Genomic DNA, 24,982 nt, shown 5'->3' on the forward strand with positions numbered 1-24,982 from the left:
AATGACCAAGAACCGCACCGAGGTCGCGGACATCGACCGCAGCCTCTACGACTTCACCTATGGCGAGGAGGGATTCGAGCGCCTCGACGCCGGCATCACGCCCGACATCGTGCGCGAGATCAGCGCCAAGAAGGACGAACCGCAGTGGATGCTCGACCTGCGCCTCAAGTCCCTCGAGATCTTCAACCGTTTTCCCGACCCGACGTGGGGCCCCTCCATCGAGGGCCTGGACATGGACAACATCGTCACCTACGTCAAGCCCAACACCGACCAAAAGCACGACTGGGAGTCGGTGCCCGACGACATCAAGAACACCTTTGAGCGCCTGGGCATCCCCGAGGCCGAGCGCAGCTACCTGGCGGGCGTCGGTGCGCAGTACGACTCCGAGCTGGTCTACCACAACATGCAGGACACGGCGTCCAAGATGGGCATCGTCTACTCCGGCATCGAGGAGGCCCTGCACGACCCGCAGTGGGAGCCGCTCATCCACGAGAAGTTTATGACGCTCATCCCGCCCACCGACCACAAGTTTGCGGCCCTGCACGGTGCCGTGTGGTCGGGCGGCTCGTTTGTCTACGTGCCCAAGGGCACCAAGCTCGATTTTCCGCTGCAGAGCTACTTCCGCCTTAACGCCAAGGGTGCCGGCCAGTTTGAGCACACGCTCATCATCGTCGAGGACGACGCCGACCTGCACTTTATCGAGGGTTGCTCCGCGCCCAAGTACAACGTTGCCAACCTCCACGCCGGCGCCGTCGAGCTCTTTGTGGGCAAGCGTGCACATCTGCGCTACTCGACCATCGAGAACTGGTCCAAGAATATGTACAACCTCAACACCAAGCGTGCGCGCGTGGACGAGGACGGCGATATCGAGTGGATCAGCGGTTCCTTCGGCAGCCACGTGGGCTACCTCTACCCCATGAGCGTGCTCAACGGCCGCCGCGCCCGCTCGAGCTTTACCGGCATCACCTTTGCCGGCGCCGGCCAGAACCTGGATACCGGCTGCAAGGTCGTGCTCAACGCGCCCGATACCTCGGCAACCGTCGAGACCAAAGGTATCTCCAAGAGCGGCGGCATTCAGACCTTCCGCAGCTCTATCGTGGCCACGCCCAAGGCAGAGGGTTCCAAGGCAACCGTGAGCTGCCAGTCGCTCATGCTCGATGACCAGAGCCGCTCCGACACCATCCCCGCCATGGACATCCGCGCCAAGAACGTCGACATCGGCCACGAGGCCACCATCGGCCGCATCGGCGACGACAAGGTGTTCTACCTGATGAGCCGCGGCATCTCGGAGGAAGAGGCCCGCACCATGATCGTCAACGGCTTTGCTAACCCGGTCTCCAAGGAGCTGCCGCTGGAGTACGCCGTCGAGATGAACAACCTGATCAAGCTCGAGATGGAAGGAGCGATCGGATAATGAAACAGGAAACCAACGCCGCTGCTACCACGCTCGAGCAGGTCAACGCGATGCCCGCAGCAACCTGGGGCTGGTTGAAAATGAATCAGACCAAGCTCGAGCTCTCTGACGAGCTTGCCGCCGCTCCCGCGGAGGCCGTTGAGGTCGAAGGCTTGGGCGAGCAGTTTTCCGGCGCTGCCGACGCGTTTGGCACCGCCATGAACGCCATGGCCGAGCGCTTCCCCGAGCGCCGCGCCTCCGCCCCCGGTGATGCCGCCGACCGCGCCCGCATCACGCCCGAGACCGAGCTCGACGTGCCCGCCACCTCCGTCTACCAGGCCGGCGCCATCAAGCTCGAGGAGGAGCTCTCCCCTGCTGAAGCCTTCGAAACCGGCATGGGCGAGGCTGCCTACGCCTACTTGGCCGAGCACGCTACCAAGCGCATCGTCATCGATGTGCCCGCATACCAGCACGCCACGGTTACCGTGCGTGTGAGCGGTGTCGATGCCGCCGCGGCCATCGCCGCCATCGACATCGTCGCTCGCCCGCAGGCAACGCTCGACCTGCATATTGCCCTAGACTCTCCTGTTACCGGCGAGGGTGTCGTGGGCTCCGTGCTACGCGTGTGCGTCCACGAGTACGCCACCGTCAACGTGACCTGCACGCAGACACTCGACGACAGCTGGATCGCACTCGACGACACCGGCCTGTTCCTGGACGAGGGCGCGCGCGTCAACGTGCAGCACACCGTCCTGGGTGCCGGCGCCAGCGCCACCGGCCTTGCCGGCGACCTGCTGGGCGACACCGCCAAGGTGACCATCGATACCGATTACCTGGGCGCCCGCGAGCAGGTGCGCGACTTTAACTACGAGCTGCGCCACCGCGGTCGCAAGACCGAGTGCGAGATCGACGCCAACGGCGTGCTGACCGGCACGTCCAAGAAGGTCTACCGTGGCACCATCGACCTCGTGCACGGCTGCAAGGGTGCAACCGGCACCGAACGCGAGACGGTGCTTTTGGCCAACAAGGGCGTCGACAACAAGACCGTTCCCGTCATTCTCTGTGACGAGGACGACGTCGCCGGCAACCACGGCGCCACCATCGGTCACGTCCGCGACGAGCAGCTGTTCTACCTCGCCTGCCGCGGCCTTGACCAAAACGCCGCCGAGGATCTGTTCATCCGCGCCAAGCTGGAGGACGCCGCGCTTTCCGCCACCGATGAGCGCACCCGCGCCGCCGTCGTCCGCCTGGGCAACAACCTGATCGACAACTTTGAAGAGGAGCTCGCATGATCGACACCGAGCACGTTAAATGCGATACCTGCACCGCCCCCGAGCCCATGGAGCTCGACGCCAGCGACGAGGCTTCGCGCGGCTGGCCCACCGTGGACATCGAGACCAACCCCTACAAGGCGCAGTTCCCGCTGTTCCAGCAGCACCCCGAGATCGCCTTTCTCGATAGCGCTGCCACCGCGCAGCGCCCCGCCTGCGTGCTCGACGCCGAGCGCGACTTCTACCAGCGCATGAACGCCAACCCCCTGCGTGGCCTGTACTCGCTGTCTGTCGAGGCCACCGAGGCCATCGCCAAGGTCCGCCAGCAGATCGCCGATCTCATCGGCGCTTCCCAGGCCAACGAGATCATCTTCACCCGCAACACCAGCGAGTCGCTCAACCTGGTCGCCAAGAGCTTTGCGCCCACAGTGCTCGAACCGGGCGACGAGGTCGTCATCACCATCATGGAGCACCACTCCAACCTGATTCCGTGGCAGCAGGTCTGCCGCGAGACCGGCGCCAAGCTCGTCTACCTCTATCCCACCAAGACCGGCCAGCTCACCACCGAAGAAGTGCTTGCCAAGGTTGGCCCCAAAACCAAGATTCTGGCCGTGGGTCAGGTCTCTAACGTGCTGGGCGTCGAGAACCCGGTCAAGAACCTCGGCAAGCTCGTACACAAGTGCGGCGGCTACCTGGTCGTCGACGGCGCGCAGTCGCTGCCGCACATGCCGGTCGATGTGGCCGATCTGGGCGCCGACTTCTTTGCCTTTAGCGCGCACAAGGCCATGGGCCCCATGGGTATCGGCTTGCTGTGGGGCAAGATGGACCTGCTCAACGCCATGCCGCCCATGCTCACCGGCGGCGAGATGATCGATTCGGTCACCGAGCAGGACGCCGTCTGGGCGCCCGTCCCCGAGAAGTTCGAGGCAGGTACGCAGGACGCAGCCGGAATCTTCGCCACAGGCGCTGCCCTCGACTACCTCGTTAACACGGTGGGCTACGAAAACATCCAGGCCCGTGAGCAGGCACTCGTCCACTACCTGATGGGCGAGCTCATGCAGCTCGACTTTGTCCAGATCATCGGCTCCATCTACTGGGACAACCATCACGGCGTCGTGAGCTTTAATGTCAAGGGCATCCACCCGCACGATGTCGCGAGCATCATGGACATGGACGGCGTCTGCATCCGCGCCGGTCACCACTGTGCACAGCCGCTGCTCACCTGGCTGGGCGTCGAGAACCTCGCCTGCTGCCGCGCCAGCGTAGCCTTCTACAACGACAAGGCCGACATCGACAAGTTCATCGCCGGTCTGCATCACGTTTGGAGTACTTTCAATGGGTAATCTGTACACCTCCACCACGTTTATGGAGCACAACTCACACCCCGACTATAAGTACGAGATGGATGCTCCCACGCACGAGCACGACGGCATCAACCCCAGCTGCGGCGACGAGCTCACCTTGCAGCTGCGCGTCGAGAACAACGTGATCGAGGAGGCCTCCTTTACCGGCCACGGCTGCGCCATCAGCCAGGCCAGTGCCGACATCATGGCCGACCTCATCACCGGCGAGACCGTCGAGGAAGCTCGCCGCCTGGCAGAGCTCTTCCTCGCCATGATCCGCGGCGAGCAGCTCTCCGAGGAAGACCTGGAAGACCTGGACGAAGCCGCCCAGCTCCAGGACATCTCGCACATGCCCGCCCGCGTCAAATGCGCCGAGCTCGCCTGGCGCACCCTCGACGGCATGCTCACGGGACAAAATAATCAGTAGTATTTGTCCCAAATCTTAAGAATTTTGTTGGCCGAATCGCTTGACAATAGTGGTTCGGCCATTTTCTATTCCGAGCCCTCAGCCTGAGCATTCACCCGCGCATAAGCGCGCACGATACGAGAGACGGTACTCTTGCTGATTCCCGTATACCGTTCGATCTCGCGCACCGTGTAGCCGCCATCGTGCAGGGCGAAAACGATTCCGTCTCGCCGCGAGGGTGCTACGGTCTTGAGTTCGTTGAGCGGCACACCCAGGCGCTTCGCCATCTTGTCGGCAAACGCACGCCGCTCCCACTCCGTCTCATCCATATCGTGAATCACCGGATCGGAACCATCGGGCATCGACAGAGAATAATCCAGAAACCCCTTGGCAGACTCAAAGAGCTCGAGAACACAAGAAGGGTCCGAAAATCCCCTCGTCATATCGTTGTCATACGCTCGAAGATACTCGGCAAAGCTGCTCCAGGGATAACGCTCGATCAGGGCGATACCCGCCTCCTGCGGATTAGCGTGAACATAGCGAATGGCAGCCATCAGATAACGGTCGGTATCGAGCGAGCGCCGGTCAAAACGGTTCTGGAACAGATGGCCCGTGCGCCCCGTGCGTTTATTGAACCGCCGCGCGTACGTCAAAAGCAGCCGGTGCATCGCCGCGCTCATCGCGTCCTCGTAATCTGCAAGCACCAAATGCACGTGATTGCCCATAAGGCACCAGGCGACAACCGTCACGCCCGCCTCGCGGCAGCAATCGCGCATCAGCTCCAAAAACTCCCACCGGTCTTCATCGCCCTCAAAGATGAGCTGCTTGCCCACACCGCGGGCACAGACATGGTAAAAGCCGGTAACCGTTCTCCAAACGCGCTGCATGGCGCTCCCTTCGCCGGGATCTGATTGCCATCCAATACAGCACGATTGAAGCGTGCCATCAAAACATTCACGCAAAACAATACACTCGCGCGGCCAAAGGCAGTAAACGGGCGGCGAACGGCACCGTTGCAACAGGTCAGACCCCGCAACGCATACAAGAGCTGACCAAAAGCTTGCCCAAGACGAACCCCCTCTACGGAAATTCGCGACCACAGAACATATAGTTAAACCGTTTCAATTAAAACTTCCGGACTTCTCGCTACGAAAACTGAGCCGTTCGCCGAATATTCCGTGCATTTCGCGGTATTATAGGGGCTGCATGTCATGTCCCTTTCGAAGGGTCGCCCGGCAATCGCCAGCCACGACCCCCAGACGGGACGCCAACACGATAGAGAGGAGAGGCATGCAGTACTCACAGGAAGTGGAGAACATGTGCCCCGTTGCCAAGGGTGCATACCACGGCCCCGCACCCATCCCCGAGGAGGGCAAGTGGGTCCAGGCTAAGGAGATTTCCGACATCTCCGGTCTTACGCACGGTGTGGGTTGGTGCGCACCTCAGCAGGGCGCCTGCAAGCTCACGCTGAACGTCAAGGACGGCATCATCGAGGAGGCCCTCGTTGAGACAATCGGTTGCTCGGGCATGACCCACTCTGCCGCCATGGCTTCCGAGATCCTTCCCGGTAAGACCATCCTCGAGGCCCTCAACACCGACCTCGTCTGCGACGCCATCAACGTTGCTATGCGCGAGATCTTCCTGCAGATCGTTTACGGCCGCAGCCAGACCGCGTTCTCCGAGGGCGGCCTGCCCGTGGGCGCCTCCCTCGACGACCTCGGCAAGGGCCTTCGCTCTCAGGTCGGCACCATGTTCGGCACCAAGGCCAAGGGCGCTCGTTACCTCGAGCTCGCTCAGGGCTACGTCACCCGCATGGCTCTCAACGACAAGAACGAGATCATCGCATTCGAGTTCCTGAACCTCGGCAAGTTCACCGACGCCGTCAAGGCCGGCAAGACCCCCGAGGAGGCCATCGCTGGCGCTATGGGCCACTATGGTCAGTGGGAGAACGCTGCCAAGTACATCGACCCGCGCACCGACGAGGAGACTCACTCCGTCGCCAGCGTGTTCCCGGTTCACGAGTAGAAAGGGAGGGAAATAACTATGACTGTTACGTTCGAAGGTTACGAGCGCCGCGCTGACAAGATCAACAAGTGCCTCGCCGACAACGGCATCGCCTCCCTCGAGGAAGCTCTGCAGATCTGCACCGACAAGGGCTTCAACCCGCGTGAGATCGTCAACAACACCCAGTCCATCGCCTTCCAGAACGCCGAGTGGGCCTACACCCTCGGCTGCGCTCTCGCTGTCAAGCGTGGCGCCAAGACTGCTTCTGAGGCTGCCGCCATCATCGGCGAGGGCATCCAGGCCTTCACCGTTCCCGGCTCCGTCGCTGAGGACCGCAAGGTCGGTCTGGGCCACGGCAACCTGGGCGCTATGCTGCTCTCCGACGACACCGAGTGCTTCGCCTTCCTGGCCGGCCACGAGTCCTTCGCTGCCGCTGAGGGTGCTATCGGCCTGGCTCTGAACGCCAACAAGGCTCGCAAGAAGCCGCTGCGCGTTATCCTGAACGGTCTGGGCAAGGACGCCGCCCAGATCATCGCCCGCATCAACGGCTTCACCTATGTGAAGACTCAGTTCGACTACTACACGGGCGAGCTCAAGGTCGTCGAGACCATCCCCTACTCCGATGGTCCCCGCGCTGCCGTTAACTGCTACGGCTCCGACGACGTCCGCGAGGGCGTTGCCATCATGTGGCACGAGAACGTCGACATCTCGATCACCGGCAACTCCACCAACCCCACGCGCTTCCAGCACCCCGTCGCTGGCACCTACAAGAAGGAGCGCCTCGAGGCTGGCAAGAAGTACTTCTCCGTCGCTTCTGGTGGCGGCACTGGCCGTACCCTGCACCCGGACAACATGGGCGCCGGCCCTGCCTCTTACGGCATGACCGACACCATGGGCCGTATGCACTCCGACGCCCAGTTCGCCGGTTCTTCCTCCGTGCCTGCGCACGTCGACATGATGGGTCTCATCGGCATGGGCAACAACCCCATGGTCGGTGCCACCGTCGCCTGCGCTGTCGCCGTCGAGGAGGCCCTCAAGGCCTAATCGCGCCCGCGCGATGCTCATATAGTTGAGCTTTGGAGCCGCTACCTTTCGAGGTAGCGGCTCTTTTTGTTTACGCTGTCGCAGGGTAGCTAATGCCGATATACCAGTTGGGGCGAAATACGAGATGAGACGAGATGGAACGTCAAAGTGTCCATGACACCCACCTGCCATAATTGCCCTTAACCGATTTGCCGAGTCTTTGCGGCCCCATTGCCGATCACCCGTGCGACAATGCACCGGACGAGAAAGGAATCCGATGGAATCGACTGATGTACTGGTAATTGGATCTGGCATTGCGGGCCTTTGCGCCGCCATCGAAGCGGCGCGCACGGGTGCAACCGTCGCTGTGGCAAGCGCCGGAAAGACTATGAGTGGATCGAGCTTCTTCCCGGGCACCTGGGGCCTCGGCCTTATTGGTCCCGTCGACGAAGGCGACGAACAGAACCTTATCGACACCATCCAGGCCGTCGGCGGCGGCGTTGCCGACCCCGAACTCGTCCAGACGTTCGTCCACGGCATTCCCCAGGCAATTGAATGGCTCGAGCAAGACTTGGGCGTTGAGCTTCAGCGTCCGCAAAGCGCCGAAAGCGCCCAGCAAAAGCAGTTTATCCCCTGCTTTGACCACAAGACGCGCATGTGGCGCGGCCTCACCCGCAAGCCCCTTGAGGACGCTCTGACGACCCGGATCGAGTCGCTCGGCATTCGCCTGCTCCCCCGCCATGAGCTTATCGACCTTGTTGAGAACACGAACGGCAGAATCACCGGAACCGTGCTCTACGACCTTACCGAAAATCGAATCGTGCCCTTTGCTGCCAAGGCCACGATCATCGCAGCCGGTGGCACAGGCGGCCTGTTCGAGCGCAGCCTTACGTCGGCTGATGTGCTCAGCTCCTCGCAGGCCATCGCACTGGCGCACGGCGCATCGCTTACTAATATAGAATTCATGCAGATGATGCCCGGCTTCATCGAGCCCAAGCGCAACCTGGTCTTCAACGAGAAAACCTGGCGCTACGTACATGTAGACCAGCCGGTCGATATTGCCGACGGCAAGCTAAACGATCTGCTTGAGCAGCGCTCTGGATATGGTCCTTTCACCTCGCGCTTGGCCTCCCGCGCCATCGACCTCGTCATAGATCAGGCAGGTGCAGAGGGCCTGGCGCTCCACTACGACTTCCCCCGCGAGGACATCCCCGAGTTTGTGCAGACCTTTGCCACCTGGCTGCAAGACGAGCACGGCATCGCGCCGACCGACGAGATGCGCGTGGCGATGTATGCCCACGCCGCCAACGGCGGTATCAAAATCGACAAGACCGCGTACGCAGGCGTTGAGGGCCTCTACGCCTGCGGTGAGGCAACAGGCGGCATGCACGGCGCCGACCGCATCGGCGGCTTGTCGAGTGCCAATGGCATCGTGTTCGGGCGCATTGCGGGCGCATCGGCAGCCCAAGCAGCGCTGGACGCTCCTGAGGCGGCCGCACCGATGGATATCGCCCTCCCCCAGCATGGCATAGCTACAGCAGACGCCGAGCGCCTGACCCGCTGCCTCAAACGCACAATGAGTACCTACTGCATGATCAACAGGACCGAAGCGGGTCTATCCAAGGCCCTGCAACAGCTTGAAAGCCTGCAAGACGACGCAACGGCGCTGAGCAAGCCACACGCCAATGACAGCGAAATCGCAGCCCTCGCCCGCCTGCAATCGCAGATTCAACTAGCACAGGAAATGGTCAAAGCCATGCGCAAGCGAACCGAAAGTCTCGGATCGCACTATCGAGCGAATTAAACTGGACACCTATCTAAAGCAAAACACAACTAATCGATATCTATGGGCCCCGTGAACTCGAAGTGGCACGGGGCCCATTCGTGTCCGCACGGCAGCGTATCCTAATTCTGAATACAGAGCGGGCAAAGCCCGCATAGACAATAGGCCAGCGAGGAGGAGATATGGACAGTAGAGATATCGAGAAGTGGCGTGTCAAACTTGATAGCTACGCCAATGTGGAAGACGGCGTTGAGTATTGGCTCGCACGCGATTTAATGGAACCCATGGGGTACACTCGATGGGAGAACTTTGCCGAAGTTGTTAAGAGGGCAAAAGTCTCGTGCGATACAAACAAAACTCCAGTTGATTCCCATTTTCGTGACACCACGAAAATGGTAACTGCCGGTGTCGCCGCTCGCGCGGTTAAAGACTACAAACTTACGCGCTATGCATGCTATTTAATCGCCCAGAACGGAGATTCAAACAAGCAAGAAATCGCGCTCGCACAGGCGTACTTCGCCGTGCAGACGCGCCGGTTTTACTGATCCCCAGGGTAGACTCGATCTGTGAAAGTGGCTGTGCCCTTTCGGGTTCGACCCCATGCGAGGTCAACAAAAAAGCGACCAGCCTAAGCCAGTCGCTTTAACATACTTTGGGTGGGCCGTCAGGGGGTCGAACCCTGGACCTTGGGATTAAGAGTCCCCTGCTCTACCAACTGAGCTAACGACCCAAAGCTAAAGTCCGTGGTGGCGGACTTTAGAGGAGATATCGTGTGGTGGGCCGTCAGGGGGTCGAACCCTGGACCTTGGGATTAAGAGTCCCCTGCTCTACCAACTGAGCTAACGACCCGATATCAACACGAAGCAAGAACTGGGGTGGGTAAAGGGACTCGAACCCTCGACCTACGGGACCACAACCCGTCGCTCTAGCCAACTGAGCTACACCCACCGTGTCCTGTGCGCTTCGCGCTCGACTATTATTGCAAGGAACGCCACGCGATGCAAGCCCCAATTTTCAAGAATTTTGAAAAGAGTTTTTTGAGCCCGTTTCGAGCAAATCCCATCGGTTCCATAGGAGTAAACTTGCTCCACCCAATGCTCGAAAGGATAGGCATGAAAGAACTCTCCAACCGCACGGCGGCGTTTACCGATTCGGTCATCCGCCGCATGACGCGCATCTCCAACAAGTATGGTGCCGTCAACCTGTCGCAGGGCTTCCCCGATTTCGATCCCCCGGCGCAGCTGCTCGATAGCCTCAGCACCATTGCCACCGACCCCAAGCCGCTTTACCACCAGTACTCCATCACCTGGGGCTCCCAGGCCATGCGCGAGGCGCTTGCCACCAAGCAGGAGCACTTTATGGGCATGCCGATCAACCCCAACGAGAACATCGTGGTCACCTGCGGCTCCACCGAGGCCATGATGGCCGCCATGATGACGGTCACAAACCCCGGCGACAAGGTCGTCATTTTCTCGCCGTTCTACGAGAACTACGGCGCCGACACGATCCTCTCGGGCGCTGAGCCCATCTATGTGCCGCTCAACCCGCCCACCTTTGACTTCGACCGTGAGGTCCTCGAGGCAGCCTTCCGAGACAACGATCCCAAGGCAATCGTCCTATGCAACCCGTCCAACCCCTGTGGCAAGGTCTTTACCCGCGAGGAGCTCACCTTTATCGCAGACCTGTGCAAAAAGTACGACGCCTACTGCATCACCGACGAGGTATACGAGCACATCGTCTACGCGCCCCACGAGCACGTCTATATGGCCACGCTGCCCGGCATGTTCGAGCGAACCATCAGCTGCAGCTCGCTGTCCAAGACCTACTCCATCACCGGCTGGCGTCTGGGCTACACTATCGCCCCTGCCGAAATCACCGAGCGCATCAAGAAGGTCCACGACTTCCTCACCGTAGGCGCCGCCGCTCCCCTGCAAGAGGCCGTCGTCACCGCCCTCAACTTCGACGACAGCTATTACCAGGAGGTCCTCGACCTCTACACCGCCAAGCGCGACCTATTCTGTCAGGGACTCGACAGCATCGGCCTCACGCACAACGTGCCGCAGGGCGCCTACTACGTGATGATGGACATCTCTGAGTTTGGCTATGACAGCGACCTCAACTTCTGCGAGGATCTGGCCTCCAAGGTGGGCGTGGGCGCCGTTCCGGGCTCCAGCTTCTTCCGCGAGCCCGTCAACCACCTCATCCGCTTCCACTTTGCCAAGCGAGACGAGACGCTCAACGCGGCGCTGGAGAACCTCGAGTCTCTGCGAGATAAAATCAAGCCGCGCTGGTAAGGACGGCCCGGCACTAAATGCACCCCGAGGCCGGTCACATCCTGGTCACGCGCGACCCGCGCGACACCATTGGCGAGCACAGCGCCTGCCCCTTCCACGACAACTGCCTCGAGGGCCTCATCGCCGGCCCCGGCGTTAAAAGGCGCTGGGATGGCAAGAGCGCCGGAGACATGGCCGATGACCCGGAGGCCATGGATCTGCTCGCCGGCTATCTGGCGCAGGCGCTCATGACCTTCATCCTGTGCTATGCGCCGCAGAAGATCGTCATCGGCGGCGGCGTGGCCGACCACACCCCCATCGTGCCGCTCGCGCGCAAGAAGTGCGCCGAGATGCTCAACGGCTATATCGTCACGCCCGAGGTCAACGACATCGATACCTACATCGTCAACAACAGCCTCGAGGGCAAGCAGGGCATCATGGGCTGCCTGGCCCTAGGCGCACAGGCGCTTCAGTAACAGACGCACCCACAGGGCGTGGCGCACCCGGCAAATCCGACCTATGGAACGACGCCGCCACACCTCATATAAGCCCTCCAATAAAAAAGGCCGCCTAGGACCAAACAATGCGTCCTTAGGCGGCCTTTTTGGCGCACATCAGCGACCGTAAGAGATATCGGAGCACAACGCCCGTTGCCGCTCCACAGCAGTCGATCATCACATCAGTGATCATGCCGGCGCGTCCCGGCACAAAGAGCTGAATCGTCTCGTCGATCGAGGGAATCAGCAGCAGGAACACTGCCGTGGGCAGCAGCACGTCAAAGGTGCGTCGGCCCTCAAAATCAAAGGCGTGCGTTGCCAGGATGCCGAGCACCAAATACTCGGTAAAATGCGCGCACTTACGAACAACAAAGTTGGTCACCCATTCATATGGAAGTCCCACGCCGTGCAGAAAACCGCGGATAGCTTCCATGACCGTTAGGCTCAGCGAACCCGACCCCGAGCCGGGAACCAGCGAATTGCCCCAGATCAAGAGCGCCATCAGGCAGGTCACGACCGCCCATTTTCGATTGATCTTAACCATGCAGAAGTTATGCCTCCGCGCGGAGCGGCGCGAAGCTGGCGGTACCGCCCTCGATAACGCTCAGATAGGCACGGCCCGTACGCTTGGCGGTAGAGGACTGCAGGCGCTCGATCTCTTCCTCGAGGATCTGATTGACGCGCTCGTGACGACGATTTTCCATAATGCCGACGGCAATAGCCTCGGCTCGCTCGATGCCCTCGCGCGAGATACGGGCGGTATCCTCGGGGAACACAGCGCTGTGACGGCCGACATAGGCGGGTGCAGCAGGCTGAGGGGCAGCGACGGGAGCGGGAGCTGCAACAGGAGCAGGCTCGTCGATCTCGTCCAGAATCGCGGTGGCAGCGGCCCACATGTCCTCGTGGCCCGAGTAATCGGCCATGGGGACATCAACCTCGAGCGAGGCATCCGGAAGGTCGCCGGTGTCGATGCGATCTTGGGCATCAATCGATGCGGTGATGGCTGCAGGCTCATCGAGGTCATCGAGATCGATGTCCGCGGCACCGAAAATGATAGGCATGCTGGCGAGGTTTGCGTTGTACGGCGCAGCCTCAGCCGCCTGCTGCTGGGCAGGAGCGCCCCAAAGCGAGCTTTCGGCGGCACGGCGGGCGGCAACGGCCTCCTCGTCCGCGGTCATGGCTTCATCAACGTACGAATTATCGGCAGAAGCGTTCGCGTCCGCCGAGGTGGCGCTGCAGGCGTTATTGGCTGCCGCGTTGGCAACGAGTGCCACAAAAGCCGCCGTGCTGCCCGCAGGGGCGGCCTGGGAGCCAGACACGGCGCGTGCCGCGGCGGCGATGTCGTCGCGATTGAAGGAGCCGGTCTGCCCGCCGTTGGTGAGCTCGTCGATGGCGACTTGATAGACGTCGCGCGAGCGCGCAGGGTCGCAGCTCACCGGCGAATCGTCGTCGAGCATGCTGTCGATCATGGACCAAGCCTCGGCCTCGTCCATGGCATCTGCGGCTCGAGCGATGGTAGGGACACCATCATCGGCATGACGGCGCTGGAACGCACCAGTCAGGCCGGAAAGGAATGCCGAGGTAGACTGCTCCGACTGAGCCTGATAAGCAGAAGTCGCAGCGTAAGGAGTCGCATCCTGCTGCTGAGCTGGAATCGAGGCGGTCTTGAACTCGCTTTGATGCTGATTGAGATTGGCGGCACCGCCCATGGCATCGGGCTGGAACAGACGCTCTTCACGCTGCACACGGTACTCGGAGATACCCAGCGAGGCGGCATAGATACCCACGCCCGCCACCGCGCCCACGGCGAAGGGAACCGCACCCGCCACGACCGTCTCGTTCACCGACGAAAACGGCAGCGTCGCGGCATACATAACCACGGGAGCGGCAAGACCGATCCCGCACGAAAGTCCGGCAAGGACTGCTCGTTGTGTTGCATCAGAAGAAGCCATGAGCTCTCCCCATCTTCCAGCACCCAAATCGCATCATTCAGTTGGCTGCGCGAGAGAAGATGAAGCGGGGCTATGCCCCAAAGCAACGGTATATGGTTCGTTTCATCTGCGTTTTCCGTCGCGAAGCTTAAAAGCTATTATGCGAAACCGCCCTGTCGATTGCAAGCGACGATGTCGGATTGAAACGGGAAACCTGCTGCTCGTCGGTCTTACGGTCAAAAATAAGCGCGGAGCGGCGCTATGGAAAAGGGCCGAGGCTCAAAGCCCCGACCCTTTATCGCATTGATGACTATCGCTGCGTGTGGATGACAACCTAGAACGTCTGCTCGTAGTCGCTGTGCTTTTTGGCCGAACGCACCAGGAACTCCTGGTTGGTGTTGGTGCCCTTAAGACCCTTGATGAACGACGCGGCTGCGCGTTCGGTGTTGTTCATGCCGGCAAGAATGCGACGCAGGCCAAAGACAAACGGACGCATCTGCTCGTCGACCAACAGGTCCTCGTTACGCGTACCGGAGGCAACGGGGTCGATAGCCGGGAAGATGCGGCGGTCGGCCAGGTCGCGGTCGAGCTTAAGCTCCATGTTGCCGGTGCCCTTGAACTCCTCAAAGATGACCTCGTCCATCTTGGAACCGGTGTCGATGAGGGCAGAGGCCAGGATGGTGAGCGAGCCACCGTTCTCGATATTACGGGCTGCACCCAGGAAGCGCTTGGGCGGATACAGTGCCGCCGAATCGACGCCGCCCGAAAGGATGCGGCCCGAGGCGGGTGCCGCCAGGTTGTAGGCGCGGGCAAGACGCGTGATGGAGTCGAGCACCACCACGACATCGCCACCCAGCTCCACAATGCGCTTGGCGCGCTCGATGACGAGCTCGGCCACGCGGGTGTGGTTGTCGGCGGGCATATCGAAGGTCGACGCCACAACCTCGCCCTTGATGGAGCGCTGCATATCGGTGACCTCTTCGGGGCGCTCGTCGACGAGCAGGCAGATGAGGTGCACCTCGGGGTTGTTAATCGAGATGGACTGGCAGATCTTCTTGAGGATCGTGGTCTTGCCGGCCTTGGGCGGCGACACGATCAGGCCGCGCTGGCCCTTGCCGATCGGCGACACGATGTCGATGGCGCGACCGGTGATGGAATCCTTGCCGTGCTCCATACGCAGTGGCTCGTTGGGATAGACCGGAGTAAGATCGCCGAACTTGGGGCGATTGCGAATCTGCTCGGGATCCATGCCGTTGACGGTCGTGATCTTGACGAGGCCGGCGCGCTTGTCGCCGCCGCGCGAGGGGCGCAGCGAGCCCTCGATGACATCGCCCGTGCGCAGGCGCGCGGAGCGGATGAGGTAAGCGGGCACAAAGGCGTCGTCGTTGGACTTCATATAGCCATGGGCGTGGATGATGCCGGAGCTGTCCGGACGAATCTGCAGGATGCCCTTAATGTCGCGGAAGCCCTCGGCCTTCGCGGCGGTGGTGTAGATTTCCTCGACGAGCTCGACCTTCTTCTTGCCGGTCGTCTCGATCTCGAACTCCTTGGCCTTTTCGCGCAGCTCGGCGACCTTCATGGCCGCGAGTTCCTCGCGCGAAAGCGTGGGCTCGGTGGGAGCGGCATTACGCTCCTTGTTGCGCTGCTTGCGATCTCGCTGGCGGTTGCGGCGGTCGTTGTTGCGGTCATCCTTGTGCTCGTCACGCTCGTCGTTGCGCTTGTGCTGGCGACGGTTGGGGCGAGCGCCGTCTTCGCCCTCGGCGGGCGCGGCGCCATCGGTTGCGGCGGTGTCAACATTGGCCGCGGCGGCGTCATTGGCCTCGGCGCCGGTATCGACCTGCGCTTCGACATAAGCCTGCTGCTCGGCGGCCTTGGCCCTAGCGGACTTCTTACGGCCGCGCTTGGGTTTCTCGAACGCAGGCTGTTCGACGTCCTGAGGCTCGGCGACATCAGTCGATGCATCGGCGGTCGTCTCGGCGGAAACCTCGGACGCGCCCTTCTTGGCAGCCTTAGCCTTGGACGTGCGCTTAGCAGCAGTGCGACGGCTGCGACCGGGACGGACGTCGGCGGGCTCGGCATCGGCAGAAACGGCCTCGGAAGTCGTAGCATCCTGGACGGGTTCATCGGCAGCAGTTGAGGACTTGGCGGTCGCCGCAGCATCCCGAGCGGCGGCGGCTGCGGCTGCGGCCTTCTCGGCCTCGACAAAGGCCTTGGGCTTGCGACCGCGACGGTGCGGGCGCAAAGCCGGATCGACAACGGGAACTTCGCTGGCCTCGACAGGCGCAGCGGGCTCAACAGGCGATGTGCCCTCCCCTGCCGCGGAACGGACCGAAGCCTCAGTGAGCTCGGGGGTTACCTGTTCAGCAACCTGCTCGGCCTTAGCAGCCGTGCGACGGCGTGTGCGCAGTACCGGCTTCTCGGTCGGCTGGTCGGCGACAGGAGTCTCGGTGGCGGCAGGCGTCTCGGGCACAGACGGAGCTGCAAGCTCGGTCAGAGCCGCGGCCTCGCGCTCGGCAGCACGACGGCGGGCGCGCACCACCTGGGCCTCGCTAATCTGCGCCAACGCACGTGCCTGCGCGACCTCATCGGAAATCGGCGCCGAGGAGTCAGCTGCAACGGTGAGCTTGGCGCGCGTCGTGCGCGTGGTACGGCGCTTTGGCTTGGTGACCTCCTCGCCGTCAGCGGCAGGCTTGGCCGTGCGGCGCATGCGCTTGGGCTTTGCCGGAGCAGCCTCCTCACCAGTTGCAGGCACGGCCTTCTCAGCCGCTACAGGCATAGGCGTCGAAGCAGCCTTAGGCGTCTCAGGAGCCGAGGCTTGCGCGGGCGCCGCGACCTGGTCCGACGCAACCGGTGCAGCGGGAGCGGCCTGCGTCGTCGTTATTTCGTTTTCTTGCTGTTGATCAGACACAGTGTTTGCTCAACTTTCTTTTCAAGCCCTGTGATCACATGCTCCCTGCATAAACCTTCAGGGCGGCTAAACAGTCTAGTTCCGTTCAAAACGACGGACATCATTGATCTGTATCGAGATGATTGCGTCAACTACGCAGCGTTAGTGTAACACAACCGCCGCCACCTGCAACTTAGTCATTGGGGGGACGTTCTTAAACGACTAGTCAAAAGGGACACTCTTTGTTTGCCACCCACAAATCTGACTGCCTCCGCCAAAACTATGGCGGTTTACTACGATGAATCGCTCAACCGCGACCACTCCGAAACTTGTTGAACTAAAACCGCAGGTAGATGCCTTGCACTTTTTAGCAAAAAGCCGGCGTGGTTAGAATTCCTCAATTCATCGTAGTAAACCGGCATAGTTTCGTATTTCTAGCAGCTCCAAATTCATCAATACGTCGGCGTTTGCGAAAAAAGCCCGACCTCCGTAGGAGATCGGGCTTATAGGGCTCAGTTAAACCAAACCTACACGGTCAAATGACCCGCAGATTACATCTGCTCGGGCGCGGAAACGCCAACGAGGGTGAGCACCAGGGCGAGCGTCACACGGACGGCATCACAAGCGGCCAGACGGGCACGCGAAAGCTCGGGGTCGACGGGACGACCCTCGCTCGGCAGCACCTGGCAGGCAGCGTAGAAGCTGTGGAAGTCACCGGCGAGTTCCTCGGCAAAGTGGGTCAGACGGAACGGGGCGCGATCGCGAGCACAGCTGGCGATCAGGTCGGTGAGCTCGTTGAGCTTGCGCGAAAGGGCGAGCTCGGTCGGGTCGGTCAGCAGCGAGTAATCGACGTTCTCACCGATGGCCTTGGCGGCAACGGCCTTCATGCCCATCTCGTCGGCCTGCTCGGCGGTAACGTCGGCGGCACGGCGCAGGATGGAGCACACGCGGGCGTGAGCATACTGCACGTAATAGACCGGGTTGGAGTTGTCGCGCTTCTTAACGGCCTCGATGTCGAAGTCGACCATCTGGTTGGAGCTCTTGGAGATGAGCGTGTAGCGAGCGGCATCGGAGCCAACCTCGTCGACGAGCTCCTGAAGGGTCACCATGGTGCCCTTGCGCTTGGACATACGGACGGGCTTGCCGTTACGCAGCAGGTTGACGAGCTGGCCCAGTAGAACCTCGAACTTGCCGGGGTAACCCAGAGCGTCGCAGACGCAGCGGACGCGCTCGATGTAACCGTGGTGGTCGGCGCCCCAGATGTCGATGACGTGGTCGACGCGCTGGAACTTATCCCAGTGATAGGCGACGTCGGAGGCGAAGTAGGTGTACTCGCCGTCGGACTTGATCAGGACGCGGTCCTTGTCGTCGCCCAGATCGGTGGAGCGGAACCACAGGGCGCCGTCCTTGGTGTAGAGGTAGCCCATCTTGTCGAGCTTCTCAAAAGCGCGGTCGACGGCGGAGGTGCCGGCGGTCTCGCCCTCGGTGTCCTTCACATACAGCGAGCGCTCGGAGTACCAACGGTCAAAGTCGCAGTTGACGGCGTGGCAGAGGTCGCGCATGTTGTCGACCATCTTCACGTAGCCGCGCTCACGGAAGCTCTCCATACGCTCCTGCGGATCGGCGTCGACCCACTTGTCGCCGTCGGTGCGCCAGAACTCGGCGGCCTCGTCGATGATGTAGTCGCCGCCGTAAGAGTCCTTGCCCAAGGTCTCGGCAAAGTTGTCCTGATACGGATGGGTCTCGGGGTGCTCGTCGTTCTCGTCGGCAACAAAGGCGTCACGGTCGGCGATCAGCAGCTTGTGAGCCTCGTCGATATCAACGCCCTGCTTGGCGATGATGTCGGCAAGCTGCATATAGCGCGTGCTGATGGAGTTGCCGAAGGTGTTCATCTGAGAGCCGTGGTCATTGATGTAGAACTCACGCTGGATCTCATAGCCGGCGTGGTCCATAACGCGGCAGAGCGAATCGCCCAGCGCGGCCCAGCGGCCGTGGCCGATGTGCATGGGGCCGACGGGGTTGGCGGAAACGAACTCGACCTGGGTCTTCAGGCCACCACCGACGTTGGACTTAGCGAAGTCCATGCCCTTCTCGCGAGCCTCGCCAAAGATGGCATTCTTGACGGCAACGGAGAGGTAGAAGTTGATGAAACCGGGGCCTGCGATCTCAACCTTCTCGATCGCGGGATCCTCGGGCATATGGGCAACGATGGCCTCGGCGATCTTGCGCGGGGCGCAGTGGGCCAGCTTGGCGGACTTCAGGGCCATGGTAGAGGTCCACTCGCCATGAGAAGTGTCAGCCGGTCGCTCGATAGCGCAATCGTCAAGTTCAAATGCGGAAAGGTCGCCGGCCTCCTGGGCCGCAGCAAGCGCAGCGCGTACCAGCTCTTCAATCTTCTCGGGCATAGATCCTCCTTGTGTTAAAGCCCCCGAGCTCTTGGTCACTCGTAGGGCAAAAGCCAGAGTTTGTAGCACTCTATCACAAGCGAGGGGCACTGTCGCAGGGTAAAGCCAATCGAAATTGCATATGCACAAAATTGACTACAGCTTGTATGGAGTCACTCAAAGATGCCGGTCTGCCTGCAGATTATGCACGCGTTGAAAATGCATAAAGGTGTGAATGAGCTGTGTCTTTTATCGAATACTCTTACCTATCAGAGTTGTGTGCTTTTCCTGCATAAAGCGAGGATTTGCGCACGTCAGCGTGTTATTCTAGACATACGTAAATTCGTATAAGTTGGAGGTAGCATGTTCTCAATCGGTCAACACGTCATTCATCCGGGTCAGGGAGTCTGCACCGTCGTCGGTTTTAGGGACGACACGCCGCAGCCCATGTTGTTGCTCGAGGCCAAGCAGGGGCATGCGCAGACGATCCTTATGTACCCCGTGGCGCAGGCCGACCGTCTGCATGCCGCCATCTCTCAGCAAGATGCCGAGCATCTGCTGAGCCACTATGACGAGCTGGAGTGCGACACCTTTACCGAGCGCAACAGCTCGCTTGAAGAGACACACTTTAAGCAGCAGCTCAAGCTGGGCGCGCCCGAGACGGTCCGCGTGGCAAAGACCATGATGCACCGCATTCGCCAGGCCGAGGAAGCCGATAAAAAGCCCAGCTCTTACTATATGCGTGTACTCAAGGAAGCCAAGCGCCGCTCCATCGAGGAGTTCGCCGTGGCATTGGGCGTCACCGAGGAGGCCGCCGAAGCCCGCCTAGCCCAAGCCGCCCTCAACTAACCCATCCGCGCCAAAAACCACCACAAAGGGGACAGGCACCTTTGTGGTGGTTTTTCGTTCTAGTCGTTCTAGTAGTATTCATTCTTAGCGATACCTGCGAGCACAAGGAGTCTTTTATGGCAGAGCCACTTTCCGCCGGAATCACCCGCGACCGTGCGTTCGAATTGCTCAACGAGCACAATAAGGACCCGTTCCACATCACCCACGGCGAAACGGTCGAGGGCACCATGCGCTACTTTGCGCGCGAGTTCGACCCCGAGAACGAGGAGTTTTGGGGCATCGTCGGTCTGCTGCACGACCTAGATTGGGAGGAGCATGAGGACGACCCCATGAACCACACCATCTATGCGGCCGAGATCCTTGAAGGCGAGGGCGCCTCTCCCGATCTCATTCGCGCCATTCAGACGCACACGTCGGACTTCAACACCTCGCTGCCCAAGCCCGAGCTGCAGATGGAAAAGATCCTGTTTGCCTGCGACGAGCTCACCGGCTTGATCGGTGCTGCCGTCATCATGCGTCCGAGTAAGAGCGTCATGGACTTTACGACCAAGTCGCTCAAGAAAAAGTTCAAGGACAAGCGCTTTGCCGCCGGCTGCTCGCGCGACGTGATTACGCAGGGTGCCGAGATGCTGGGCTGGGAGCTCCCCGAGCTCTTCGACCGTACCATCGCGGCCATGCAGTCCTTCGCCCCCGACCGCGACACCTTTCAGGCTTAATTCCAAAACCATCACAAAGGGGACAGGCACCTTTGTGGTGGTTTTTGTTTGCGCGGGCGTTAGGGACGGACCTGGCCGGTGCCTCGGAGCTTGTATTTGTAGGTGGTGAGGGCCTCGGCGGCAAAGGGGCCGCGGGCGTGGAGCTTTTGGGTCGAGATGCCAATCTCGGCGCCCAGGCCAAACTCGCCGCCGTCGGTAAAGCGCGTGCTGGCGTTGGCATACACGGCCGAGGCATCGACCTCGTCCAGGAAGCGCTCGCAAGCATCCGTGTCCTCTGCAACGATGGCCTCGGAGTGCATCGTGCCGTAGCGGTTGATGTGCGCGATGGCCTCGTCCTCGTTCGCCACGACCTTCACGCTCATCTCGAGCGCCAGATACTCGCGACCCCAGTCCTCCTCAGTCGCGGCAACGTAGTCATCGCCCTCGGCAAGCCCGGCGTCGGCGCATGCGGCGCACGTGGCCTCGTCGCCGTGAATGAGCACGCCGTGGTCGTGCAGCACGGCAACGACCGCAGGCAAAAACACATTGGCCACAGCATGGTCGACCAGCAGCGACTCGGCGGCATTGCACACGCCCACGCGCTGCGTCTTAGCGTTGACGATAATATTGAGCGCTTTATCGAAGTCGGCGGATTCATGCACGTAGATGTGGCAGTTACCCGTGCCCGTCTCGATCACCGGAACGAGCGACTCGCGCACGCAGCGCTGGATCAGGCCCGCACCGCCACGCGGAATGAGCACATCGACGACGCCGCGGAGCTTCATGAGCTCGCCGGTGGCCTCGCGGTCGGTAGACTCGATCATCGACACGGCCTCGCGCGGGAAACCCTGGGCCTCGAGCGCATCGGCCAGCAGTTCGGCAATCATGGCACACGAGTGATAGGCCAGCGAGCCGCCGCGCAGAATGCAGGCGTTGCCGGTGCGGATGCAGATGCCCGCGGCGTCGGCCGTCACGTTGGGGCGCGCCTCGTACACCATGGCGACCAGGCCCAACGGCACGCTCACGCGGGTGAGGTCCACGCCGCTTGCGAGCACGCGGTGGTCGAGCACGCGGCCTACGGGATCGGGCAGCTCGGCGAGCTTTTCCAGGCCGGCGGCCATGCCCTCGACGCGCTCAGGCGTCAGCAGCAGACGATCGAGCAGTCCGGCCGAGGTACCCGCATCGCGCGCGGCGGACATATCGAGCTCGTTGGCGGCGACGATGGAGTCGACACCGTTGCGCAGCGCTGCGGCCATGGCGCGCACGGCCTCCTGGCGCTGTTCATCGCTCGCCGTGGCAAGCGAGGCCGACGCTGCCTTGGCGGCAACGGCAAGATCGTGGACATACGTGGCTATATCGACCGACATGGGCGGCCCTTTCTCCTAGAAGTTTGCAACCATGGTAGCCGATTTGCGCATGGCCTCGCCCGCGGCGGTAGAATTGGTCAACCCGAAACACCGCAACGAACGGAAGACTCACATGGCCCTCATCACTTCGTACCACGTCCCCGGCCTTTACGTCGAGGACCACAGCATCGACGTCCCCCTTGACTGGCGCGGCCTGGAGCCGATGCTCCTGGCCGTCGGCAGCACCATGCGCCGCGGCGCTATGCCGGCGCCCATCGCCGGCGCGCCCGTGAGCATCAAGCTCTTCTACCGTGTGGTTTGCGCGCCCGACCGCATCAACGACGATCTGCCACTGCTCCTGTTTTTGCAGGGCGGCCCCGGCGGCGAGAGCCCGCGTCCGCTGTCGCCCACAAGCGACGGCTGGATCGAGGAGGCCGTCAAGCACTTCCGCGTGGTCCTTCCCGACCAGCGCGGCACCGGACGCAGTAGCTGCGTGGACGGACGCACGATCAAGGCACTGGGTGATCGCGCAACGGCCGCCGGCGCCGATACAGCACGCTCGCAGGCGGACTTCCTCAAGCGTCACCTCGCCAGCTCCATCGTGCGCGATTTTGAGTACCTGCGCCTGGTGGGCTTTGGCGGCAAGCCGTGGGTCACGCTCGGGCAGAGCTACGGCGGCTTTTTGACGCTGAGCTATCTGTCGCTCTTCCCCGAGGGCGTGGCGGCAAGCTTTACCTGTGGTGGCATTCCGCACGTGCCGGCGAGCGCCAGCGAGGTCTACGCGCACACCTTCCCGCGCATGGCCGCCAAGACGCAGCAGTATTACGACCGTTACCCCGCTGACGTCGAGCGCGTGGCAGCCCTGGCCGATGCGCTCGAGGCACAGAAGCCCGTGCTGCCCGACGGCTCGCCGATGACGGTCGAGCGCCTACAGCTCATGGGCAGCGACTTTGGCATGAAGCCGAGCTTTGAGCGTATGCATTGGATTATCGATCACGCGTTTGTTACTGGCGACGGTACGCTGAGCTGCGGCTCCTCAGTATCCGACAGCTTTTTGATGCGCGCCTTCGAGCGCACCAACACGCGCACGAATCCGCTGTACTGGACGCTGCAGGAGTTCATATACGCCGACGGTGACACCATGCCCATTGGCTGGGCCGCGGCAGAGGAGAAGGCCCATCGTGCCGAGTTCGACACGCTCGCGCGCCCGCTCATGTTTACCGGCGAGGCCATGTTCCCGTGGATGTTTGAGCAGATGCCCGAGCTCAAGCCCTTCAAGCCCGCCATGGACCTGCTGATGGAAGACACCAGCTGGGACAAGATCTACGACCCGCAACGCCTGGCCTGCAACGAGGTGCCGCTCCAGGCCGCGGTGTATTTCGACGACATGTACGTCGATTCGGGCCTGCAGCTCGATACGCTCAGCCGCGTGGGCAACTCGCATGCCTGGGTGACTAACGAGTTCGAGCACGACGGCCTGCACGGCAGTATGGTATTCAAGCACCTCTTCGACGAGGCCCTCAACCGCGGAGACCTGCGCCGAATCTTCTAGCAAAGGAGTGTCCCCACCTGCCGGCACAATAGAAACGTCCCCAAGTGCCGGCAACGACAATGCCGCAGGAAGAGGACGGAAAGCGAAAACGCCCCTAAGCAAGCAAGGTGACGTGAAAGAGGAGGGCATTGACCTTTTGGTCATGCCCGACGATTGAACGTCAGATTGCCGCTTAGGGGCGTTTGCAGCGTCAATTGGTTAGGCAAAGACGATCAGATTATCTCGATGGATCGCCGGCTTCTCGGCCAGGTCTGCGAGCAGGCGGTTGCTGGCAATCTGGTCCTGGCGGCGGCCGGCGGCAAGCTCCAGCACGTCCGAATCGGCCTCGGCGATACCGCGGGCGACAACCATGCCGCTCGGGTCGCACACGTCGAGCACATCGCCCTCGGCAAACTGGCCATCGACCTCGCGAATACCCACCGCGAGCAGCGACGATCCGCGGCTGACCAGCGCCTTCGCGGCGCCGTCATCAACCGTCACCGAGCCGTGCGCCTTGTCGCCCAGTGCAATCCACAGCTTGCGGGGTGCAATGTCCAGGCGCTCCGCCGGCGGATCGAACAGCGTGCCCACGCTCTCGCCGCGGGCCAAACGCACGAGCGCATCGGGCTCCTCGCCCGAGCAAATCACGCTCTGAATGCCGGCCGTCATGAGAATGCGGCTTGCACGGATCTTGGTGATCATGCCGCCCGTGCCCACCGAGGTCGAAGAATCGCCCGCCGAGGCGATAATCTTGGCATCGATCTTATGCACGACAGGAACAAACTCGGCCGTGGGGTCCTCATGCGGATTGGCAGTATAAAGGCCATCGATGTCCGAGAGCGTCACGCACAGATCGGCAGAAACCAGGCAGCTCACAAGCGCCGCCAGTGTGTCGTTGTCGCCAAACTTGATCTCATCGACGGTAACGGTATCGTTCTCGTTGACGACCGGCACCACGCCAAGCTCCACGAGGCGCAACAGGGCGTCGCGCGCATGCAGGTAGGACGTGCGACGGGCCGTGTCGTGGCGCGTGAGCAGTACGAGCGAGGTGAGCAGGTCACGCGCATGAAACTCCTCGTCGTAGGCCGACGAGATGATGCACTGACCAGCCGAGGCGCAGGCCTGCAGGCTCGGCAGGTCGCCGACCGGCTTGCGGTCGAAGCCCAACACGGGATAGCCACAGGCGATAGCGCCCGAGCTCACCACGACCAGGCGCCAGCCAAGCTCGCGCAGCGCTGCGGCCTGGTCGGCAAGTCCGCCGATAAAGGCGCGGTTGACCTTGCCGTCGGCGCCCACCACCGTGGACGAACCGATCTTTACCACCATCGTTTTATAAGAAGTCGTCATACGTCAAACCAATCAACTG

General features: G+C 61.6%; 20 protein-coding genes and 3 tRNA genes. 13 read left to right on the forward strand and 10 right to left on the reverse strand.

The window, feature by feature from the left end; translation table 11 throughout:
• The first annotated feature begins 1 nt into the window (after position 1).
• From sufB to sufU, 4 genes are read left to right on the forward strand one after another with little or no spacing between them, the layout of a single operon-like run.
• The gene (sufB, locus tag DW796_RS06400; protein ID WP_117854891.1) at positions 2–1,414 is read left to right on the forward strand and encodes a Fe-S cluster assembly protein SufB; all 1,413 of its coding nucleotides are present in this window, start codon (positions 2–4) and stop codon (positions 1,412–1,414) included.
• The gene (locus tag DW796_RS06405; protein WP_118094621.1) at positions 1,414–2,685 is read left to right on the forward strand and encodes a SufD family Fe-S cluster assembly protein; all 1,272 of its coding nucleotides are present in this window, start codon (positions 1,414–1,416) and stop codon (positions 2,683–2,685) included. Before sufB ends, DW796_RS06405 begins: the two co-directional genes overlap by 1 nt.
• Entirely contained in the window at positions 2,682–4,007 is a 1,326-nt protein-coding gene (locus DW796_RS06410) for an aminotransferase class V-fold PLP-dependent enzyme (RefSeq protein ID WP_199579833.1), read from the forward strand. The genes DW796_RS06405 and DW796_RS06410 overlap by 4 nt, the downstream gene beginning before the upstream one ends.
• Entirely contained in the window at positions 4,000–4,434 is a 435-nt protein-coding gene (gene sufU / locus DW796_RS06415) for a Fe-S cluster assembly sulfur transfer protein SufU (RefSeq protein WP_117583738.1), read from the forward strand. The genes DW796_RS06410 and sufU overlap by 8 nt, the downstream gene beginning before the upstream one ends.
• A 65-nt stretch (positions 4,435–4,499) precedes the next feature.
• Here the strand turns inward: sufU and DW796_RS06420 are convergent, their stop codons facing one another.
• On the reverse strand, positions 4,500–5,300 hold the full coding sequence (locus DW796_RS06420) for a transposase (RefSeq protein WP_118094622.1): 801 nt from the start codon (positions 5,298–5,300) through the stop codon (positions 4,500–4,502).
• Positions 5,301–5,703: 403 nt separating this feature from the next.
• Here DW796_RS06420 and DW796_RS06425 point away from each other — a divergent pair, with 403 nt between their 5' ends.
• The 4 genes from DW796_RS06425 (at position 5,704) to DW796_RS06440 (ending at position 9,768) form a co-directional block, all read left to right on the forward strand.
• The gene (locus tag DW796_RS06425; protein ID WP_006235554.1) at positions 5,704–6,438 is read left to right on the forward strand and encodes an iron-sulfur cluster assembly scaffold protein; all 735 of its coding nucleotides are present in this window, start codon (positions 5,704–5,706) and stop codon (positions 6,436–6,438) included.
• 18 nt (positions 6,439–6,456) lie between these two features.
• The gene (locus DW796_RS06430) at positions 6,457–7,461 is read left to right on the forward strand and encodes a GGGtGRT protein (protein WP_055252290.1); all 1,005 of its coding nucleotides are present in this window, start codon (positions 6,457–6,459) and stop codon (positions 7,459–7,461) included.
• A gap of 256 nt (positions 7,462–7,717) precedes the next feature.
• Positions 7,718–9,244: an FAD-dependent oxidoreductase gene (locus DW796_RS06435; protein ID WP_118094623.1), complete on the forward strand. Its 1,527-nt coding sequence runs from the start codon at positions 7,718–7,720 to the stop codon at positions 9,242–9,244.
• Positions 9,245–9,405: 161 nt separating this feature from the next.
• Positions 9,406–9,768: a BRO family protein gene (locus tag DW796_RS06440; RefSeq protein ID WP_233539693.1), complete on the forward strand. Its 363-nt coding sequence runs from the start codon at positions 9,406–9,408 to the stop codon at positions 9,766–9,768.
• A gap of 112 nt (positions 9,769–9,880) precedes the next feature.
• On the opposite strand, the gene DW796_RS06445 is transcribed toward DW796_RS06440, so the two are convergent.
• The 3 genes from DW796_RS06445 to DW796_RS06455 form a co-directional block, all read right to left on the reverse strand.
• Positions 9,881–9,953 (reverse strand) — tRNA-Lys (locus DW796_RS06445).
• Between the two features lie 43 nt (positions 9,954–9,996).
• Positions 9,997–10,072, reverse strand: a tRNA-Lys gene (locus DW796_RS06450).
• A gap of 22 nt (positions 10,073–10,094) precedes the next feature.
• Positions 10,095–10,171 (reverse strand) — tRNA-His (locus tag DW796_RS06455).
• A 164-nt stretch (positions 10,172–10,335) separates the two neighbouring features.
• Between DW796_RS06455 and DW796_RS06460 the strand changes: the two genes are divergently transcribed.
• Positions 10,336–11,517, forward strand: a complete 1,182-nt coding sequence (locus DW796_RS06460; protein ID WP_117638218.1) for a pyridoxal phosphate-dependent aminotransferase — start codon at positions 10,336–10,338, stop codon at positions 11,515–11,517.
• Between the two features lie 17 nt (positions 11,518–11,534).
• Positions 11,535–11,972: an ROK family protein gene (locus tag DW796_RS06465; RefSeq protein ID WP_233539694.1), complete on the forward strand. Its 438-nt coding sequence runs from the start codon at positions 11,535–11,537 to the stop codon at positions 11,970–11,972.
• 115 nt (positions 11,973–12,087) lie between these two features.
• On the opposite strand, the gene DW796_RS06470 is transcribed toward DW796_RS06465, so the two are convergent.
• From DW796_RS06470 to argS, 4 genes are all read right to left on the reverse strand, one after another.
• Positions 12,088–12,537: a VanZ family protein gene (locus tag DW796_RS06470; protein WP_117583742.1), complete on the reverse strand. Its 450-nt coding sequence runs from the start codon at positions 12,535–12,537 to the stop codon at positions 12,088–12,090.
• Between the two features lie 7 nt (positions 12,538–12,544).
• The gene (locus DW796_RS06475) at positions 12,545–13,945 is read right to left on the reverse strand and encodes a hypothetical protein (RefSeq protein ID WP_147351023.1); all 1,401 of its coding nucleotides are present in this window, start codon (positions 13,943–13,945) and stop codon (positions 12,545–12,547) included.
• A gap of 313 nt (positions 13,946–14,258) precedes the next feature.
• The gene (gene rho / locus DW796_RS06480) at positions 14,259–16,700 is read right to left on the reverse strand and encodes a transcription termination factor Rho (protein WP_233539695.1); all 2,442 of its coding nucleotides are present in this window, start codon (positions 16,698–16,700) and stop codon (positions 14,259–14,261) included.
• A gap of 662 nt (positions 16,701–17,362) precedes the next feature.
• Positions 17,363–19,216 (reverse strand): arginine--tRNA ligase, encoded by a 1,854-nt coding sequence (argS, locus tag DW796_RS06485; protein ID WP_117800437.1) that lies wholly within the window; start codon positions 19,214–19,216, stop codon positions 17,363–17,365.
• A 342-nt stretch (positions 19,217–19,558) separates the two neighbouring features.
• Here argS and DW796_RS06490 point away from each other — a divergent pair, with 342 nt between their 5' ends.
• Positions 19,559–20,044, forward strand: a complete 486-nt coding sequence (locus DW796_RS06490; protein WP_089572030.1) for a CarD family transcriptional regulator — start codon at positions 19,559–19,561, stop codon at positions 20,042–20,044.
• A 116-nt stretch (positions 20,045–20,160) separates the two neighbouring features.
• On the forward strand, positions 20,161–20,760 hold the full coding sequence (locus DW796_RS06495) for an HD domain-containing protein (protein WP_055252329.1): 600 nt from the start codon (positions 20,161–20,163) through the stop codon (positions 20,758–20,760).
• A gap of 59 nt (positions 20,761–20,819) precedes the next feature.
• Here DW796_RS06495 and DW796_RS06500 read toward each other — a convergent pair whose 3' ends face one another.
• Positions 20,820–22,106 (reverse strand): glutamate-5-semialdehyde dehydrogenase, encoded by a 1,287-nt coding sequence (locus DW796_RS06500; RefSeq protein ID WP_118094625.1) that lies wholly within the window; start codon positions 22,104–22,106, stop codon positions 20,820–20,822.
• 112 nt (positions 22,107–22,218) lie between these two features.
• Between DW796_RS06500 and DW796_RS06505 the strand changes: the two genes are divergently transcribed.
• On the forward strand, positions 22,219–23,637 hold the full coding sequence (locus tag DW796_RS06505) for an alpha/beta fold hydrolase (RefSeq protein WP_118094626.1): 1,419 nt from the start codon (positions 22,219–22,221) through the stop codon (positions 23,635–23,637).
• A gap of 198 nt (positions 23,638–23,835) precedes the next feature.
• Here the strand turns inward: DW796_RS06505 and proB are convergent, their stop codons facing one another.
• On the reverse strand, positions 23,836–24,963 hold the full coding sequence (gene proB / locus DW796_RS06510; RefSeq protein ID WP_118094627.1) for a glutamate 5-kinase: 1,128 nt from the start codon (positions 24,961–24,963) through the stop codon (positions 23,836–23,838).
• Positions 24,964–24,982: the final 19 nt, after the last annotated feature.

Origin of the sequence: Collinsella sp. AM31-2AC (assembly GCF_003469285.1) — a bacterium.
Taxonomy (GTDB): Bacteria; Actinomycetota; Coriobacteriia; order Coriobacteriales; family Coriobacteriaceae; genus Collinsella; species Collinsella aerofaciens_AT.

Bases quoted from the DNA above. Each gene is read 5' to 3' on its own strand.
- sufB (WP_117854891.1), top strand. From the start codon at position 2: ATGACCAAGAACCGCACCGAGGTCGCGGACATCGACCGCAGCCTCTAC.
- DW796_RS06405 (WP_118094621.1), top strand. From the start codon at position 1,414: ATGAAACAGGAAACCAACGCCGCTGCTACCACGCTCGAGCAGGTCAAC.
- DW796_RS06410 (WP_199579833.1), top strand. From the start codon at position 2,682: ATGATCGACACCGAGCACGTTAAATGCGATACCTGCACCGCCCCCGAG.
- sufU (WP_117583738.1), top strand. From the start codon at position 4,000: ATGGGTAATCTGTACACCTCCACCACGTTTATGGAGCACAACTCACAC.
- DW796_RS06420 (WP_118094622.1), bottom strand. From the start codon at position 5,300: ATGCAGCGCGTTTGGAGAACGGTTACCGGCTTTTACCATGTCTGTGCC.
- DW796_RS06425 (WP_006235554.1), top strand. From the start codon at position 5,704: ATGCAGTACTCACAGGAAGTGGAGAACATGTGCCCCGTTGCCAAGGGT.
- DW796_RS06430 (WP_055252290.1), top strand. From the start codon at position 6,457: ATGACTGTTACGTTCGAAGGTTACGAGCGCCGCGCTGACAAGATCAAC.
- DW796_RS06435 (WP_118094623.1), top strand. From the start codon at position 7,718: ATGGAATCGACTGATGTACTGGTAATTGGATCTGGCATTGCGGGCCTT.
- DW796_RS06440 (WP_233539693.1), top strand. From the start codon at position 9,406: ATGGACAGTAGAGATATCGAGAAGTGGCGTGTCAAACTTGATAGCTAC.
- DW796_RS06460 (WP_117638218.1), top strand. From the start codon at position 10,336: ATGAAAGAACTCTCCAACCGCACGGCGGCGTTTACCGATTCGGTCATC.
- DW796_RS06465 (WP_233539694.1), top strand. From the start codon at position 11,535: ATGCACCCCGAGGCCGGTCACATCCTGGTCACGCGCGACCCGCGCGAC.
- DW796_RS06470 (WP_117583742.1), bottom strand. From the start codon at position 12,537: ATGGTTAAGATCAATCGAAAATGGGCGGTCGTGACCTGCCTGATGGCG.
- DW796_RS06475 (WP_147351023.1), bottom strand. From the start codon at position 13,945: ATGGCTTCTTCTGATGCAACACAACGAGCAGTCCTTGCCGGACTTTCG.
- rho (WP_233539695.1), bottom strand. From the start codon at position 16,700: ATGCCTGTAGCGGCTGAGAAGGCCGTGCCTGCAACTGGTGAGGAGGCT.
- argS (WP_117800437.1), bottom strand. From the start codon at position 19,216: ATGCCCGAGAAGATTGAAGAGCTGGTACGCGCTGCGCTTGCTGCGGCC.
- DW796_RS06490 (WP_089572030.1), top strand. From the start codon at position 19,559: ATGTTCTCAATCGGTCAACACGTCATTCATCCGGGTCAGGGAGTCTGC.
- DW796_RS06495 (WP_055252329.1), top strand. From the start codon at position 20,161: ATGGCAGAGCCACTTTCCGCCGGAATCACCCGCGACCGTGCGTTCGAA.
- DW796_RS06500 (WP_118094625.1), bottom strand. From the start codon at position 22,106: ATGTCGGTCGATATAGCCACGTATGTCCACGATCTTGCCGTTGCCGCC.
- DW796_RS06505 (WP_118094626.1), top strand. From the start codon at position 22,219: ATGGCCCTCATCACTTCGTACCACGTCCCCGGCCTTTACGTCGAGGAC.
- proB (WP_118094627.1), bottom strand. From the start codon at position 24,963: ATGACGACTTCTTATAAAACGATGGTGGTAAAGATCGGTTCGTCCACG.